Source organism: Actinokineospora sp. NPDC051303 (genome assembly GCF_055586285.1).
The window spans coordinates 253663-268759 of sequence record NZ_JBVJIN010000002.1; the positions used below are offsets into that span (position 1 = coordinate 253663).

Below are 15097 nucleotides of genomic sequence, written 5' to 3' on the forward strand. Positions count from 1 at the left end.
AGCCAGCCGAGGCCGCTAGGCCGAGGAAGTGAGCCCGGGCAGGACTCGTCGGACGGCGAGCGCCCGGGCTTCGCGCTATCCACGGTCGGACACCTCGCACACGGTCCCCACGATGGGCTCGATCCGCCTGCGCCATTCACCCCCCGCGCCCCAGCACCAGGCCACCACGTCGGGCACCCACAGGCAGGGTTCCTCATGCGAGGGCAGGTGCTCGTAGGCGAACGGCGGGATGCCCGCCCGCGCGGCGACCGAGCTGATCACGGCCCGGTCACCCCGGTCGGCCGCGTCGCCGCGTGAGTCGAGCACCAGACGGGTCAGTCCGACCGGGTGCGCCGCTCGCACCAGCTCGCGCAGCGCGCGCTGTCGCACCGGCTCCGACTTGCCCCTGCCCAGGTAGATCCGCGCCTCGACCGGCGCTTCGACCACCGCGGCCGCGATGTCCTTCTGCACCGCGTCGCGCTCGTGCTTGAAGTGGATTCGGCGCGCGCCAGGCACGCGGAGTCCTCGCATCAGGTTCCGGACGGCGCCGAGCCGGGTGGGTGGGATCAGGACCGCCGCGAGCAGGTAGGTGCTGCCGCGGCGGGATTCGTCGACGAAGACGTGCACGGTCACCCGAGGAACATCGGCACGAGTGTTGGCTCACCCGTCAGGTTCGGGCGGGAGTTCCCTCGAAAGTGATCGTCTACAAGGAATCCCGCGCGACCGGACACGACATGCAGCGGGGGCCGCCGCGGCCGGTGCCGAGTTCGGAGCCGCTGATCCGCAGGACTTCGACGCCCGCGTCCTCCAGGCGGGAGTTGGTCTCGACGTTGCGTTCGTAGGCGACTACCACGCCCGGGGCGAGGGCCAGGGTGTTGTTGCCGTCGTCCCACTGCTCGCGTTCCGCGGTGACCGGGTCGAGGCCGGTGTCGATGACCCGCAGGTGGTCGATGCCCATCGCGGTGGCGGCCGCGGTGAGGAACGGGTCAGGGCCGTCGACCTGGACGCCGCCGGAACCATTGGGGCGCAACGTGTACGCGCGCAGCGTGTCGCGGATCGCCGGGTACATCACGACGGCGTCGCGGTCGACCATGGTGCACACCGTGTCCAAGTGCATCGTCGCCCGGTCCTGGGCGATCGGGACGGCGAGCACCGTGTGCGCCAGGCCGTCGGAAAACGCCGACCGGGCAAGGGATTCCGCGCCCGCCGGGGTGGTGCGCTCGCCGACGCCGATGGCGATGACCCCGGGGGACAGCAACAGCACGTCGCCGCCCTCGACGGGAGCGGAATGCGCGCCGTACGCGCGGCCCGCGGCGCGGAACCGCGGGTGGTAGGCGTAGATCACGTCCAACAGCGCCGTCTCCCGCGCCCGCGCGGGCATCGCCAGCGACGCGATCGCCACCCGGTCGCCGATCCACACCGACGAGTCGCGGGTGAACAGCAGGTTCGGCAGCGGGTCGACCACGAAGTCGTGCGGATGATGCATCTTGCGCACCAGCGACGCGCCCTCGGCCGCGGGCAACTCCTCGAAGGTCATGCCGCCCATCAGCACATCGGCCAACCCCTTCGCGTCCACAGTGGACAAATGGGAGGCGAGCGCGTCGGCGAGTTCGTTGCCGAGCCTGCGCCGGTCGACCGCGGTCCGCGCCGCCGCCGCGTGGGCGCGCTCGTCGGCCAGCGCCACGACCAGGCTCTCGGCCAGCAACAGCACCTCGACCCCCCGCGCGCCGAGCACCTCGGCGAACGCGTCGTGCTCGTCCTGCGCCCGGTCGACCCAGGGGATGCTGTCGAACAGCAACTGGTCGTTGTTGCGGGGCGTGAGACGCTTGAGTTCGTTGCCCGGCCGGTGCAGCAGCACCGTGCGCAGCGGGCCGACCTCGCTGTCGACGCGCGGCGCGGGGCGCTCGGCGTCCGAGATGGGGACGGTCACCAGGCGAGCGTAACGACTCGGTAAGGAAAAAGCGGCCTGGCGGCGGGCAGAATGGCCGAAGAAGTCGGTGGTCGCGGTGTTTGAGGATGGATCGTTAAGCGAAGGGCGAGTGTGATGCGCGGTTTGTTGCGTCGCAGGGTGGTTCAGGTCGCGCTTGTGGTCGCGCTGGTGCTTGTGGTGGGCGGGTTGTGGGCGTTCCAGCCGTGGCGGCTGTGGACCCGCAGCACGGTTGATGAGGCGCTGCCTGTGGGCTTCGCTTCGGTCACGACGACTGTTGCTCCCGCTGCGTCCGCTCCCGCCTCCGATGTGGCGACCTCCGCCGCCGTGCCGACTATGGCCGGGCCGCGAGTTCTTGCTGAAGGGGTGTTCGTGTCTCAGGAGCACGCCACTAGTGGCGCGGCTCGGGTGCTTGAGCAGGGTGGGAGTCGGGTTTTGCGGCTGGAAGGGTTTTCCACCTCTGATGGGCCTGATCTGCATGTGTGGCTGTCTGATGCCGAGGCGGGCGGTTCTTGGGGCAAGTACGACGATGGTCGGTATGTTCGGCTGGGAAAGCTCAAGGGCACTGATGGGAATCAGAACTACGCTATTCCCGCTGATGTCGATCTGACCGGTCTTCGCAGTGTGGTTATTTGGTGTGACCGCTTCAATGTCTCGTTTGGGTCGGCGGCTCTTGCTCTTTGATTCGCTTGTGCGGGCTGGGTTTGGGTGCGTTGGCTCGATCGGGTGGACCGGCTTGACACGGGGACCCCTCGGGCGACCGTCGTGGGAAAAGCTGGGTGGGGAGGCTTCGCCCCCACGACCACGGCAAGTTTACGGTCGCCCTTCCCCGTATCAAGCCGGTCCACCCGATCGAGCACCTTGGGTGGGGGGTGCGTCGCCGGTGGCGTGCCGGGAGTGCTTGGCGTTGCCGGGTGATCGGGTGTCGGTGGGGTTAGCGGGGGAGTTTGGGGCCTTTGTTGGTGAGTAGGGGGGCGAAAAGGTCGCCGTGGGTGGTTAGTCGGTCTAGGACGTCGTCTGCGGTGAAGGTGAGGTCTTGGGGGGAGTGGCAGGTGGCTACCTCGTCCCAGGTGATGGGGGTTGACACGGTGGGGTGGGGGCGGGCACGCAGCGAGTAGGGGGCGACCGTGGTTTTCTTCGGGTTGTTCTGGCTCCAGTCGATGAAGATCTTGTGGGGGCGCAGGTTTTTCGCCATTCGGGAGGTGACGAGGGTGGGGAGGGTTTTCTCCAGGCGTTCGGCGAGGGACTTGGCGTAGTCGGAGGTGGTGGTGTCCGAAGTGGTCGTCACCGCCGCGTACAGCTGCATTCCCTTGGAGCCGCTGGTTTTCGCCAGCACCTCAAGGCCGTCTTCGGTCAGGGCCTCGCGCAGGTGTTGGGCCACTTCGCAGCATTCGACGATGGTGGCGGGTGGGCCGGGGTCGAGGTCGAACACCAGGCGGTCCGGGGGCCGCTTGCCGCCGCGCGGGCCGACAGTCCATTGTGGAACGTGGAGTTCCAGGCCCGCCTGGTTGGCCGCCCAGACCAGGGACGGCAGGTCGCACAGCAGCGCGAAGTCGAGGGTTTCCGCGCCGGTGGTGCTGCCGGGGGTCTCTATGGTGACGGTGCGAATCCAGTCCGGCGCGTGCCGGGAGGTGTTCTTCTCGAAGAAACCCGGGGCGGCCACGCCGTCCGGGAAGCGGCGGAAGGTGACCGGGCGGTCGACCAGGTGCGGGGTCAGCACAGGGGCGACGCGACTGTAGTAGTCGATCACCTCCGCCTTGGTGAAGCCGTCCTCCGGGTACAGCACTTTGTCCAAATTGGACAGCCGAAGTCTTCTGCCCTCGACTTCCACCAGCACTTCACCGGCCATCGCCGTGCCACCCTTCGACATCCTCCGGCCGCTTGTCCGGACGCAGCCCCCGCCACGACGGCGCCCGCATCCGGCCGTCGGCCGTCCAGTCCCGGAACACGACTTCCCCCACCAGCGACGGTCGAACCCACCGCGCGCCTCTCGCCCGTTCGCGCGGGACCGGGGTGGTGAAGGGGCAGGTCTTGCGTTCCAGGCGGAGCAGCTTCGCCATGAGCGTCCGCAGCATCTCGTCGGTGAAACCGGTGCCGACCTGCCCGACGTACCGCAGGCCCTCGGCGGAGGGGACGCCGAGCATCAGGGAGCCGAACACGTCGCCGCGCCTGCCCTCGCCGGGGCGCCAGCCGCCGATGACGACCTCGACGGCGCGCAGGTCGGTGATCTTGATCCAGTCTGAGGTGCGTTTGCCCTGGTGGTAGCGGGAGTCCAGGCGCTTGGCGATGATCCCTTCCAGCGCCTGGTCGCGGGCGGTCGCCAGCACGGCTGGCCCCTCGCCGGGGTAGCTCGGCGAGGTCTGCCAGTGCGGCCCGCGCAGGCCAAGGTCGACCAGCAGGGCTCTGCGCTCGGTGTAGGGGAGCGCCAGGCAGGAGCGGCCGTCGAGGTGCGCGACGTCGAACACCACGTAGGTGACCGGCAGGTCGGCGGCCAGTTTGCGGGTCAGCCGCTCCTCGGTGACGTGCATTCGCCGCTGCAACGCGGCGAACGAGGGCTTGCCCTCGGCGAAGGCCACGATCTCGCCGTCGAGCCACACCTGGGTGCTGCCCAGTTCCTCGCCGAGCAGCCGCAGTTCCGGGTAGGTGCCGGTGATGTCGTTGCCGCTGCGGGCGAACAGCCGCAGCCGACCGCCCTCGACGCGGGCCAGGGCGCGGACGCCGTCCCACTTGAACTCGTACGCCCACTGGTCGTCCTCGTCGGCGGGCGGCAGCGCGCCGGGGGTGGCCAGCATCGGCGCGATCTTGTCCGGCAGCGGCGCCCAGTCGGGCCGCTGCGGCGGGTCGGAGCGGCGGACCATCCAGTCGCGGGCGGATTTGCCGCCGTGGAAGAAGGTGTACTTGCCGCGCACGCGCTCGCCGGAGAACACGACGGCCACCTCGCGGTCGCTCCACTTGACCGTTTCATACGTGCCCCGGTCCCAGATGAGCATCCGGCCGCCCCCGTACTCGCCCCGCGGGATCTCACCCTCGAAGGTCGCGTACTCCATCGGGTGGTCCTCGGTGTGCACGGCCAGCCGGATGTCGCCCGGCTCGGTCGGCAGGCCCTTGGGGACCGCCCAGCTCACCAGCACGCCGCCGCGTTCGAGCCGCACATCCCAGTGCAGCCTGCTCGCGTGGTGCTCCTGGATGACGAAGGTGTTGTCGTCGCCATGCGGGAGGGTGTCCTCGGCGGGCACGGGCTCCGGGGTGCGCCCGGCGTCCCGCTTCCTGCGGTACTCGCCGAGACCTGCCATGTCCTCTTAGTACCCGCGTCGGCGACCACCCGCAATCAGGGCAGCCAGGACACCTTGCCGCGCAGCAGCGAGTAGCCGACGAAGGCGACGAAGTCGAGCAGCGTGTGCGCCAGCACCAGCGGCCACAGCCGGTTCGCGCGCTGCCACACCCGGCCGAACACCAGGCCCATCACCACGTTGCCGACGAACCCGCCGAAGCCCTGGTACAGGTGGTACGACCCGCGCACCACGGCCGAGACCAGCAGCGATGAGTTCTCCCCGAAACCCAGGTGCCGCAACCGGCTGATCAGATACCCGACGACCAGCATCTCCTCCGCCCACGCGTTGCCCGCCGCGAGCAGGGTCAGCGCGACCGGCCGCCACCAGGTGTCGTCCAAAGTGGACGGAGCGACCGCGAGGTTGATCCCGATGGCGTGGCTGACGAGGTAGAAACCCAACCCGGGCAACCCGATCAGCGCGGCCAGGCCGACCCCGGCGAGCGCGTCGGCGCGCTTGCGGCGCGCGTCGAGGCCGATGTCGGCGAACCGCATTCCGGCGCGGTAGAGCAGGTAGGCGCCCAGCGCGCCCCACGCGGTCAGCCGCACCACGCCGAGCAGCTGCTTGAGCAGGTCGAGCACGCCCACGTCGGCCTGCGGCACGTTGATCGCCACCGTCTGGTCGCCGAGCGCGACCGGGGCGAGCAGGGCGTCCACCAGCGACAGCAGGCTGCTCAGCCCGGACAGGCCGAGGGTGACCGCGAAGACGATCACCAGTTCGGTCCACGCCAGCCGCCGCTCGCGCGGGTCGGCGATCAGGTCGGCGCCCGGTCGGCGCGGGGCGAGCCAGGCGCGCAGCGTTGCCACAGCGGCAAGCTACCGGGTGCGCTGCTCGGCCAGGAACGGGCAGCCGACCAGCCTGCGCAGCTCCACGCTCAGCTCGGCGGCCGTGCGCACCGGCCGGGAGAACGCCAGCCGCACGTCGTGGTCGGCGTCGGCGGCCTCGACCCGCAGCCGCAGGCCGAACCGGTCCAGGCCGAGCGGCCGCACGTGCCCGCCGCGCAGGTTGTCCGGCAGGTGCCGGACGAGGGCGCCGACGACGTCGGTGTGCGAGACCTCCAGGTGCCGCAGCCAGCCCGCCTCGAACGCGGCGAACGGGTCGGGCTCGGCGGTGGCGAAGGCGTCCAGGGCGACCGCGTGCGTGCCCTCGGCGTCGGCCAGCACCAGCGACGCGGGCACGAGCCGGAGCAGGGCCGCGCCGTGGCCGAGGTCGAGCAGCCGGGGGTCAGGTCGGGTCTCGGCGACGTCGACGGCCAGCCCGCGGGCCTCGTCGTCGCCGAGCGCGCGCAGCCAGCCGGTGATCCACAGCAGGCCGCGGATCGGCTCGCGCAGCGGCACCGGGGCCGGGTCGGCGAGTTCCACCATCATGGCGAGTTCGCCGCGCGGCGCCTGCCAGGCCGCGGCCACCAGTTCGTGGTCGGCGGGCAGCAGCACGCTGACCGAGGCGTCGGCGTGGACGTGGTGCAGCAGCGGTGAGACCCGGTCGGCTCTGCCCGGGTCGCCGCCCGCCGGGACCACGGCCGCGCGGCCGCCCAGCGCGGCGATCGTCTTGGCCCGCTCGGCCGGGTGCGGCGTCGGGGGACGGGGCGCGTCTGCTGCTCTGGTCACTGCCACACCTCCTACTTAGGTAACCCTAACTTGAAGCGGGTCGTGCTGGGAAGCCGATGGCTCGCGCATTCCACTGCCTGGACATTTCCGGGTGACTACGCTGCCGGAGGTATCGGACGGGAGGAGACCCGCCTTGAGCGAGATCGGTCAGCGTAAGACCGGCCGACGTGAGGCGCCCGCGGTGGAGCCGCGGACGGACCGTCCGGCGATCGAGGACCCGGCGACCGCCCGCGCCCTGACCGGTCTGCGTCTGTCGCTGGTGAGCCTGCCGGTCGCGGTGCCGCTGTTCGGCGTGCCCGCGGTCTGGCTCGCCCTCGCCGGGGCGGGCTGGATCGCGGTCGCCGCGCTGGCCGTCGCGGCGCTGGCCTTCCTCATCGCCACCATCCTCACCGTGCTGATCAGCGGCTTCTGGATCGGCCCGGCGAGCCGACTGCTGCGCGCCCAGCCCTGGCGGCCCGCCGCGGTCACGGTCTTCCGCCCGACCCGCGGCTTCCCGCGCGCCCGGCTGCTCGTCCGAGAAGAAGACGGTACCGCGAAAAACCTGCTCGCCCCCGCACTGCCCTGGCCCGCCCAGCAGGTGCTCGCCCGGACCGGGCGCGTGTGGCTGGTCGGCCCGGACGCGCGCGGGTGGGCGGCGATCCGCTCGGCGGGCCTGGCGCTGCCGCTCGGGCAGGCCAGGGTGACGGCCGAGGACGTGTCGACGGGGTACCAGGTGGGGGTCGAGCAGCCCGCCCCGGTCCGCGCGCCGCTGGCCGCGGCCGACGCCGTGCTGTCCCGGGTGATCGCCACGCCGCGCAGGCGCTCCCGCACCGAGTTGGTCGCGCCCGCGCTGCTGCTGGTGTTCGCCGGATTCGTCGTGGTCGACCTCGTCGGCCGGGGCATCCGGCCCGACCAGGTGTGGCTGGCGGTGTTCGTCGGCCTGGGCACGGCGGGCCTGCTCGCGCTGCTGGCCTGGCGGGTCCGGCGCGTCCTGTACTGGGTGAAGGTCGACCGCCTCCTGGCGGCTGGCCCGTGGACGCCGGTCCCGGCCGAGTTCGCCGCGCCGACCCGGGTGCGCCGGGCTGGCGCCGTGGGTCGGGCGACGCTGCCGGACGGCCAGGTCGTCCCGGTCACGCTGCGCAGGTCGGGTCACGCGCTGCGGGCCAACATCGCGGCGACCGGCCTGCTGTGGACCGCAGGCCAACCCACGGCGGGTGGTGAAGCGGCCGTGGGGCTGCCGGGCTATCCGTTCCTCACCGTGGCCCGCTTCGGGGCGCCTTAGCGGGCGCGCGCGTGGTCTCGATCGGTTAGGGAATGTCACCCACAAGCATGATCAACACCGATTCGGGATGGTGGCTCTGACATGGTCTTGGCTCGCCTGCCGTGGAAACCGGCCGGGTTCCACAACAATGTCGAGAGGACAGCAATGATTTCCCGATTCGCTCGCCGCGCCGCGGTGACCGCGATGATCGCTCTGGCGGCGACGGTTGCCCCCGTCGCCCTCGCCGCTCCGGCCCAGGCCACTCCCGACCAGTGCATCAGGCACCTCGGCGGCCACGGTCTGCACACCGACCAGATCATCGTGGCCTGCGCCCTGGGCGGCGACGGCCGCTACGACGAGTGCGTGAAGCTGCTCGCCGACATCCTCCCCGACGCCGCGACCGTCGACGAGGCGTGCCGCCTCGCGGACGTGAAGGGCGACGCCTGACCGTGCTCTAAGAAATGCCGGGACGCGGTGCCGTCCCGGCATTTTCTTTTTCTAAAAGATTTTCACGATCTGGTCGACGCCGTCCGGGTCGCGGATGATCACCTTGTTGCCCGCCCGGAGTTCGGCGTCGATGAACTCGTAGATCGACAGCGCCCGGTTGACCAGGTCGACCTTCTTGAGCCCGGTGCGCTCCTGCAACTTCGCCACCGCGTCGGCGGCCTCGGCGACCAGGGCCACGTTCAGCCGCTCGACGGCGCCCGGCCGCGCGACCTTCTCGGTGTCCGACGCCTCGCTCGTCTCCCGGCTCATCTGCTGGTCCACCTCCCGTTCCTCTGCCTGTGCGCACTGCGGGGGTTGCCCGAGACGAGTGGCGCGCCCGCGTCGCTCGTCTCGGGTGGAAAGGGGGGTTCCCATGGGTCCCCAGCACCGAGTCCGGAGCGCCACGGACAGGACGATTCACCGAAGGACCCGGAGGAACCCAGTCACGCGGCGCGGGTGACGATCGAGAAAGCCGACCTGCGGGTGGCCTGGGAAGTGCCCGCCGCGCAGACCGGCGGGTTCCTGCGCGCACTCGTCGTGGTCGTCGCGGCGGTGGGCGCGGCACGGGGTCCTGTGCTGACGCTCAGCGCGCTTCCGTCAGGCTTCCCCGCTTGGGGCGGCGTGGCGGTCGTCGCGGGACAGCTTGTCGTCGCGGTCGTCGCCATCGAGGCGGCCCGGCGAGGCGGACAGGGTTAGTCCGGTGGTGGCCCGCAACCCCACCTCCGGGCGCCTTGATCGTCAAGCGGCAGCATTCAGGGGGCGTCCGAGCATTCGGGCGCCCCCCGCCGCGTCTCCGGGGGCGGTAGTCAGCCGACGGTCGGGCGGGTGGTTTCCTCGGTCTCGGCGACGGTGCGGCGGATGACGTCGAGGTAGTCGGCCAGGTCGGCGAGGACGTCCGGGTCCGCGTCCGCCAGGTTCTCGACGCGGGACACCAGGTCTTCCAGGGCCAGTGCGCCGTATTCCAGGTGGGCCAAGACCTCGGGGTGCTCGTCGGCCCGGGCCGCGAGGGCGTGCAGAGTGTTGACGGCGTCCTCTATGCCGGTGGCCATGTCCGCGAGCCAGTCGGATAAGGAGTCCGCGGTCAGTGCGGTCGATGCGGTGTGGAAGTCGGCCTCCGCGGTGACCGCGCGGTCCAGCCACATCTGCTCCGGGACGGTCTCCGCCGCGGGCTCGGCGTTGGCGCGCGCCCAGACCATGATCACCGCGCGGCCGCAGAGCACCGCGGCGCCCACGGCGATGACGGCCGCGGCGGGCAGGTTGATCGCCCCGGCGACCGCGGCGGCGCTCACCGCCAGCAGCAGGCCCCACGGGTCCGCCAGTTCCTTCGCGTAGGACATGTGCCGGTGCCCTCCAAGCTCCGCCGACGAGACCGTCATTATGCGGGCGAAAAGGCGCGTTGATCAGACTTCGCGCGCAACCATTCAGTCCCAGTTCGGACCGCGCCTGCTCCATGACCACGCGTAACGGGAATCTTCGCATTCACCAGCGGCCGTACCGAGTTCGAGCGGCCGGAAAGTGTCCACCATGACGGCCGTTTCGTTGAAATAATCCACGCCGATCGACGCCTCGGCCGCGCCCGGCTGCGGGCCGTGGGTGAAACCGGACGGGTGCAAGGAAAGGGAGCCGATGCCGATGCCGGAACCCTTGCGCGCCTCGTAGTCGCCGCCCACGTAGAACATCAACTCGTCGGAGTCGACATTGGCGTGGTTGTAGGGCACCGGAATCGACTCGGGGTGGTAGTCGACCTTGCGCGGCACGAACGAGCACACCACGAAGTTCGGGCCCTCGAAGGTCTGGTGCACCGGCGGCGGCTGGTGCACCCGGCCGGTGATCGGCTCGAAGTCGCCGATGTGGAACGCCCACGGGTACAGGCAGCCGTCCCAGCCCACCACGTCGAACGGGTGATTGGCGTACGTGAGCCGGGTCAGGCCCGCGCGGTGGCGGACCAGGACGTCGACATCCTCGCCATCGGCGAGCAGCGGCTCGCTGGGGCCGCGCTGGTCGCGCTCGCAGTAGGGCGAGTGCTCCAGGAACTGCCCCTTGGTCGACAGGTAGCGCCGCGGCGGGCCGATGTGACCGGACGCCTCTACGACGTAGAGCCGCATCTCGCCGTCCGGGACGACGCGGTAGGTGGTCGAGGTCGGGATGACGACGTAGTCGCCGTCAGCGACCCGCAGGGCGCCATAGACGGTCTCCACAGTGCCGCTACCGCCCTGCACATAGAACAGCTCGTCGCCTACCGCGTTCCGGTAGAGCGGACTGGGCTGGGTGGCGACAGTGAAGCCGATCACGACGTCCGCATTGCCCAGGAGAGTCCGCCGCCCGGTCACCGCGTCGGCGTCGGCGGACCACTTGAGGTCCTGGGTGCGCAGGTGCCGGGGCTTGAGCGGGTGGTTTGGCGTCAGCGCGCCGCGGAAATCCTCGACTACCTCGGCGTTCACGATCGCGGTCGGCAGGTGCCGGTGGTAGAGCAGCGCCGAATCCGAGGAGAAGCCCTCGACGCCCATGAGCTCTTCGGCGTAGAGCGAACCGTCCGGTGAGCGGAACTGGGTGTGCCTCTTTCGGGGGATCTCCCCGACGCGGCGGTAGTGCGGCATGACTCCTCCAAAAAAGTCCGGATAACGGACATCTTTGTTCAGTAGCCGATACGCTACTAGCGTGTCAGCCGTGTCAAGCGCCGTTCCTCTCCCAGCGCCCGGTCCAAGAGGCATCCCGCCGCTGTTCGCGCGGTTTGTCGACGACGCCGCTCTCTTCCCACCGGGCAACGCAGCCATGCCCGACGCGGTCCGCCTGCACCTCGCGGGACGGGACGGCGAGCACGCGGGCGTGCTGGGCGTGTTCCTGTGCCAGGCGTCCCGGCTGCCCGAGCTGATCACCGAGTTGGTGAAGGCGAAGCCCGCCAAGCCGGTGGCGCTGTCGCTGGTGACCGACACCGGGCTCGGGGGCGTGCCCAAGGCCCTGTCGATCGTGGAGTCGCGCGCCGAGCTGCTCGCGTTGCGCATGGTCGAGATGCCCGCCCCCGCCGACGTGGACGACGTGTGGCTGGAACGGGTCAACGAGTTCGTGCCCGAGGACGTCATCCGGGTGGTCGAGCCGCGCCGCGGTGGCCCGGAGTGGCTGGAGGGCATCCGCCGGGTGGTCGAGCACGGGAGCTGGCCCAAGATCCGCTGCGGCGGGGTGAGCCGCGAGGCGTTCCCCAGCGTGGACGAGGTCGCCGACTTCCTCGCGGTCATCAGCGCCGGTGAGGCGTCGTTCAAGGCCACCGCCGGGCTGCACAACGCGGTCCGGTACACCGACGAGCAGACCGGGTTCACCCACCACGGGTTCCTGAACCTGCTGGTCGCCACCGCCCGCCTGCTCTCCGGCGGCGACGTGCGCGGCGCGCTCTCCGAGACGGACGGCGCGGTGCTTGCCAGCGAGGCGTCAGCGCTGTCGGACCAGGCGGCGCACGCCGTCCGAGCGGTTTTCGGCTCCTACGGCTCGTGCTCGCTGCGGGAGCCTGTCGAGGATCTGGAGGGGCTGGGCCTGCTGTGACCGCGCCGCGCTCCTGGATCGAGGACCCCGAGTTCGCCGCCGACCGCCCGTTCGGCCCGCAGACGCTGCCCTACGGCGTTGTGGACACGGCTTCCGGGCAGGCCGTCGCGGTGCGCGTGGGCGACCACGCCCTCCCGCTGCGGCCCCTCGCCGACGAGTTCACCTCCGAGCTGGCCGACCTGGTCTCCGCCGACTCGCTGGACCCGCTGCTGGCCGCCGGTAGACCTGCCTGGTCCGCTCTACGCGCGCGCGTACGCGAACTGGTCACCGCTACCGCCGCGCCGGACAGCGCCGAACTGCTGCCGTTGGCCGACACGCGTGCCCGGCTGCCGTTCACCGTGGGCGACTACGTGGACTTCTACTCGTCGCGCCACCACGCGGAGAACGTCGGCCGCATCTTCCGGCCGAACGGCGAACCCCTCCTGCCGAACTGGACTCACCTGCCGGTCGGCTACCACGGCCGGTCGGGCACGGTCGTCGTCTCGGGCACCGAGGTCGTCCGCCCGCACGGGCAGCGCGCGGGCGACGGGGGGCCGGTGTTCGGCCCGACGACCCGCCTCGACATCGAGGCCGAAGTCGGCTTCGTCTGCGGCGGCCCGGTCGCCCGCCGGGTGCCCACCGCTGCGGCGGCCGAGCACATCTTCGGCGTCGCGCTGGTCAACGACTGGTCGGCGCGCGACATCCAGTCCTGGGAGTACGCCCCGCTCGGCCCGCACCTGGGCAAGTCGTTCGCCACCTCCCTGGGCGCCTGGATCACACCGCTGGAGGCGTTCGCGGTGGCCCGCGTCCCGGTGCCCGACCCCGGCCACCCCCGGCTGGACTACCTGGTCGAGGACCAGTCGTGGGGCCTGGACATCACCTTGACGGTGACCTGGAACGGCACCGTCGTCACCCGCCCCGAGTTCGCGGGCATGGCGTACTCGTGCGCCCAGCAACTCGCGCACATGACCGTCAACGGCGCCACCGTCCGCCCCGGCGACCTGTTCGCCTCCGGCACCGTCTCCGGCCCCGAGAAGCGCCAACGCGGCTCATTCCTCGAACTGAGCTGGGGCGGCAAGGAACCGGTCACCCTAGACGACGGTGCCCAACGCACGTTCCTCGAAGACGGTGACACGGTCGTCATCACCGCCACCGCACCCGGTCCGGACGGGTCGGTGATTGGCCTGTCGGAGGTCGCGGGAACCGTCGTGGCGGCGGTCTGACATGCCGGGCATCCGCTCGTCCGGCCCAGCGCCGCGGCCGTCCGCGCCCGCCACCAAGGAAAGCTCGCTGACCCTGGACCGCGGCCTCGCCCTGCTCCAAGCCGTCGCCGACGCCGACACCGAGGCCCCCACCATCAGCGACCTAGCCACCGCCATCGGCGCCAGCCGAGCCGCGGTCTACCGCCTTTTGGTCCCCCTTCAAGCCCGCGGCTTAGTGCGGCGGGAAGGCTCAAAGGTCCGCCTAGGCCTAGGCCTGCTGCAACTAGCCGCGAAAGTCGCCCCCCAGCTCCGCATCGCCGCCCTCCCCGCCCTCCGCGAACTCGCCGAAGCGGTCGGCGCCACCGCCCACCTCACCGTCGCAGACGGCGACGAGGCCCAAGCGGTAGCCGTAGTAGAGCCAACGTGGACCACCTACCACGTCGCCTACCGCGTAGGCACCCGCCACGGCCTCCACCGCGGCGCAGCGGGCAAGGCCATCGACCTACGCCCCGCAGGCCCCGCCTGGATCGGCACCGTCGGCGAACTCCAACCAGGCGCCTACGGCATAGCAGCCCCCGTCCGCGGCGTCCCCGGCCTCCGAGCCAGCGTCGGCGTAGTCACCTTCGAACCCCTAGACGGCGAGACAGTAGGCCCCAAGGTCGTCACCGCAGCCCTCCTAGTAGCAGACGCCCTACGCTGACCCGCCCCCCAAAAAAAACAGACCAGACCAACCAACGATCCCGCCCCCTGCCAGCCGCACCCGCCCGGTCAAGTGCCCGACGAGAACGGCCCAGCGAATCCACGCTCCTGCCAAGCGGCACCCGAAGCTGCCAGGTGCTCGATGGGGTGGAGTGGTTTCTCTGGGGGAGAAGGAAGATCGCTAAGCTGGCTCCGCGCGTGTGAGGCCGAAGGCATCCCACCCGTCTTTCACACGGCGATCTTCCTTCGTAGGGGCCCCAGAGAAACCACTCCACCCCATCGAGCCAACTCCAAAGGCTCAGGCGAAGAGAGCCTGATACCCGGCAACCAACGCGAAAGCAGCGAACACCGCTCCAGCGACGCGTTGGATCAGATGTGGCTTGATGCGCTCGGCGATCTTCCTGCCGACCAGGACCGCAATACCAGCGACCGACACCAGAGCCAGCCAAGCACCAAGACCAACCCACACCGGCGCCGCATACTTAGCGCTAAGACCAGCCGTAGCGATCTGCGACGCATCCCCCCACTCCGCCGCGAAAAGCACGCCAAACGACGTCAAAGCAGCGCGCACGAAGGGCACGGCCGGCTGAGCGTCGGCTTCTTCGCCCAGACCGTCCTCAGCCTCAGAAAACCCCTCCCGCAACAGAAGAAACGCCCCCACAGCGAACAAGACCGCGACAACCCCCGCAACCACCTGATCCGGCAAAAGCGTAAGCACCCCACCAAACGCCGCAGCGATCACACACTGCACCGCGAACGCGGCGCTAACCCCAACGAACACCGGCCATGCCCGGTAGCGGGTAGTCAGGATGAGAGTGGCCACCAGCGTCTTGTCCGGTAGTTCCACAACGAACACCAACGCGAAAGCGCTGGCGAACGCGATCAGGGCTGTGCCCACGGTGAATCCTCTACGTCCGGGCCCGGACGGAGGAAGGCGAGTCTTCTCCGACCGGGCATGAGTGAACCCGGCCGGAGGTCTCGTTCGCCCGCTCCTGGAAGCGGGTGAGGCACCGGACTCGCATGCGAGTCAGTATGTCGATGTCCTCGCCGGGCCACCCGTCCACGGACGTGCGGCCGTCGGAACTACTCCCCTCTGGCTGCGTCGATCCTAACCG

The 15097-nt window shown here is 70.6% G+C and carries 17 protein-coding genes; 7 read left to right on the top strand and 10 right to left on the bottom strand.

The genetic code is table 11. From position 1 onward, the window contains the following. Positions 1-75: 75 nt before the first annotated feature. Together ACZ6SD_RS02940 and ACZ6SD_RS02945 are read right to left on the bottom strand one after the other, a co-directional pair. The gene (locus ACZ6SD_RS02940; protein ID WP_465315179.1) at positions 76-612 is read right to left on the bottom strand and encodes a hypothetical protein; all 537 of its coding nucleotides are present in this window, start codon (positions 610-612) and stop codon (positions 76-78) included. 70 nt (positions 613-682) lie between these two features. Next, positions 683-1909 (bottom strand): arginine deiminase, encoded by a 1227-nt coding sequence (locus tag ACZ6SD_RS02945; RefSeq protein ID WP_465315180.1) that lies wholly within the window; start codon positions 1907-1909, stop codon positions 683-685. A 114-nt stretch (positions 1910-2023) separates the two neighbouring features. On the opposite strand from ACZ6SD_RS02945, the gene ACZ6SD_RS02950 reads away from it, so the two are divergent. Next, positions 2024-2590 (top strand): DM13 domain-containing protein, encoded by a 567-nt coding sequence (locus ACZ6SD_RS02950; RefSeq protein ID WP_465315181.1) that lies wholly within the window; start codon positions 2024-2026, stop codon positions 2588-2590. 250 nt (positions 2591-2840) lie between these two features. Here the strand turns inward: ACZ6SD_RS02950 and ligD (ACZ6SD_RS02955) are convergent, their stop codons facing one another. Genes ligD (ACZ6SD_RS02955) through ACZ6SD_RS02970 form a run of 4 tightly spaced genes read right to left on the bottom strand, consistent with a single transcriptional unit; the run spans position 2841 to position 6842 of the window. Further along, positions 2841-3755 carry a non-homologous end-joining DNA ligase gene (gene ligD, locus ACZ6SD_RS02955; protein ID WP_465315182.1) on the bottom strand — a complete coding sequence of 305 codons (915 nt, stop codon included), beginning with the start codon at positions 3753-3755 and terminating at the stop codon, positions 2841-2843. After that, on the bottom strand, positions 3745-5199 hold the full coding sequence (gene ligD, locus ACZ6SD_RS02960; protein WP_465315183.1) for a non-homologous end-joining DNA ligase: 1455 nt from the start codon (positions 5197-5199) through the stop codon (positions 3745-3747). The genes ligD (ACZ6SD_RS02955) and ligD (ACZ6SD_RS02960) overlap by 11 nt, the downstream gene beginning before the upstream one ends. 35 nt (positions 5200-5234) lie before the next feature. Beyond that, positions 5235-6041, bottom strand: coding sequence for a CPBP family intramembrane glutamic endopeptidase (locus ACZ6SD_RS02965; protein ID WP_465315184.1), 807 nt, complete (start codon positions 6039-6041; stop codon positions 5235-5237). 9 nt (positions 6042-6050) lie between these two features. Beyond that, complete coding sequence (locus tag ACZ6SD_RS02970) at positions 6051-6842, bottom strand: DUF2470 domain-containing protein (protein WP_465315185.1); 792 nt, start codon at positions 6840-6842, stop codon at positions 6051-6053. Between the two features lie 133 nt (positions 6843-6975). Here ACZ6SD_RS02970 and ACZ6SD_RS02975 point away from each other — a divergent pair, with 133 nt between their 5' ends. Then, on the top strand, positions 6976-8103 hold the full coding sequence (locus ACZ6SD_RS02975) for a hypothetical protein (protein ID WP_465315186.1): 1128 nt from the start codon (positions 6976-6978) through the stop codon (positions 8101-8103). 144 nt (positions 8104-8247) lie between these two features. Continuing rightward, on the top strand, positions 8248-8529 hold the full coding sequence (locus ACZ6SD_RS02980) for a hypothetical protein (protein WP_465315187.1): 282 nt from the start codon (positions 8248-8250) through the stop codon (positions 8527-8529). 51 nt (positions 8530-8580) lie between these two features. Here ACZ6SD_RS02980 and ACZ6SD_RS02985 read toward each other — a convergent pair whose 3' ends face one another. Next, entirely contained in the window at positions 8581-8850 is a 270-nt protein-coding gene (locus tag ACZ6SD_RS02985) for a hypothetical protein (protein ID WP_465315188.1), read from the bottom strand. Positions 8851-9024: 174 nt separating this feature from the next. Between ACZ6SD_RS02985 and ACZ6SD_RS02990 the strand changes: the two genes are divergently transcribed. After that, positions 9025-9264: a hypothetical protein gene (locus ACZ6SD_RS02990; RefSeq protein ID WP_465315189.1), complete on the top strand. Its 240-nt coding sequence runs from the start codon at positions 9025-9027 to the stop codon at positions 9262-9264. Between the two features lie 110 nt (positions 9265-9374). On the opposite strand, the gene ACZ6SD_RS02995 is transcribed toward ACZ6SD_RS02990, so the two are convergent. Both ACZ6SD_RS02995 and ACZ6SD_RS03000 read right to left on the bottom strand, forming a co-directional pair. Then, complete coding sequence (locus ACZ6SD_RS02995; RefSeq protein ID WP_465315190.1) at positions 9375-9905, bottom strand: hypothetical protein; 531 nt, start codon at positions 9903-9905, stop codon at positions 9375-9377. Positions 9906-9989: 84 nt separating this feature from the next. Beyond that, positions 9990-11165: a homogentisate 1,2-dioxygenase gene (locus tag ACZ6SD_RS03000; protein WP_465315191.1), complete on the bottom strand. Its 1176-nt coding sequence runs from the start codon at positions 11163-11165 to the stop codon at positions 9990-9992. 70 nt (positions 11166-11235) lie between these two features. On the opposite strand from ACZ6SD_RS03000, the gene ACZ6SD_RS03005 reads away from it, so the two are divergent. The 3 genes from ACZ6SD_RS03005 to ACZ6SD_RS03015 are packed head-to-tail and all read left to right on the top strand — an operon-like array spanning position 11236 to position 13983. Then, positions 11236-12102 carry a hypothetical protein gene (locus ACZ6SD_RS03005; protein ID WP_465315249.1) on the top strand — a complete coding sequence of 289 codons (867 nt, stop codon included), beginning with the start codon at positions 11236-11238 and terminating at the stop codon, positions 12100-12102. Further along, positions 12099-13304 (top strand): fumarylacetoacetase, encoded by a 1206-nt coding sequence (gene fahA / locus ACZ6SD_RS03010; protein WP_465315192.1) that lies wholly within the window; start codon positions 12099-12101, stop codon positions 13302-13304. Before ACZ6SD_RS03005 ends, fahA begins: the two co-directional genes overlap by 4 nt. A 1-nt stretch (position 13305) precedes the next feature. Beyond that, entirely contained in the window at positions 13306-13983 is a 678-nt protein-coding gene (locus tag ACZ6SD_RS03015) for an IclR family transcriptional regulator (protein ID WP_465315193.1), read from the top strand. Positions 13984-14280: 297 nt separating this feature from the next. On the opposite strand, the gene ACZ6SD_RS03020 is transcribed toward ACZ6SD_RS03015, so the two are convergent. Continuing rightward, positions 14281-14880 carry a TMEM165/GDT1 family protein gene (locus tag ACZ6SD_RS03020; RefSeq protein ID WP_465315194.1) on the bottom strand — a complete coding sequence of 200 codons (600 nt, stop codon included), beginning with the start codon at positions 14878-14880 and terminating at the stop codon, positions 14281-14283. Between the last annotated feature and the right edge of the window lie 217 nt (positions 14881-15097).

What these genes read in the sequence shown, in the direction of transcription:
- ACZ6SD_RS02950 (WP_465315181.1), top strand. Translation starts at nt 2,024, where the DNA reads ATGCGCGGTTTGTTGCGTCGCAGGGTGGTTCAGGTCGCGCTTGTGGTC.
- ligD (WP_465315182.1), bottom strand. Translation starts at nt 3,755, where the DNA reads ATGGCCGGTGAAGTGCTGGTGGAAGTCGAGGGCAGAAGACTTCGGCTG.
- ligD (WP_465315183.1), bottom strand. Translation starts at nt 5,199, where the DNA reads ATGGCAGGTCTCGGCGAGTACCGCAGGAAGCGGGACGCCGGGCGCACC.
- ACZ6SD_RS02980 (WP_465315187.1), top strand. Translation starts at nt 8,248, where the DNA reads ATGATTTCCCGATTCGCTCGCCGCGCCGCGGTGACCGCGATGATCGCT.
- ACZ6SD_RS02995 (WP_465315190.1), bottom strand. Translation starts at nt 9,905, where the DNA reads ATGTCCTACGCGAAGGAACTGGCGGACCCGTGGGGCCTGCTGCTGGCG.
- ACZ6SD_RS03000 (WP_465315191.1), bottom strand. Translation starts at nt 11,165, where the DNA reads ATGCCGCACTACCGCCGCGTCGGGGAGATCCCCCGAAAGAGGCACACC.
- ACZ6SD_RS03015 (WP_465315193.1), top strand. Translation starts at nt 13,306, where the DNA reads ATGCCGGGCATCCGCTCGTCCGGCCCAGCGCCGCGGCCGTCCGCGCCC.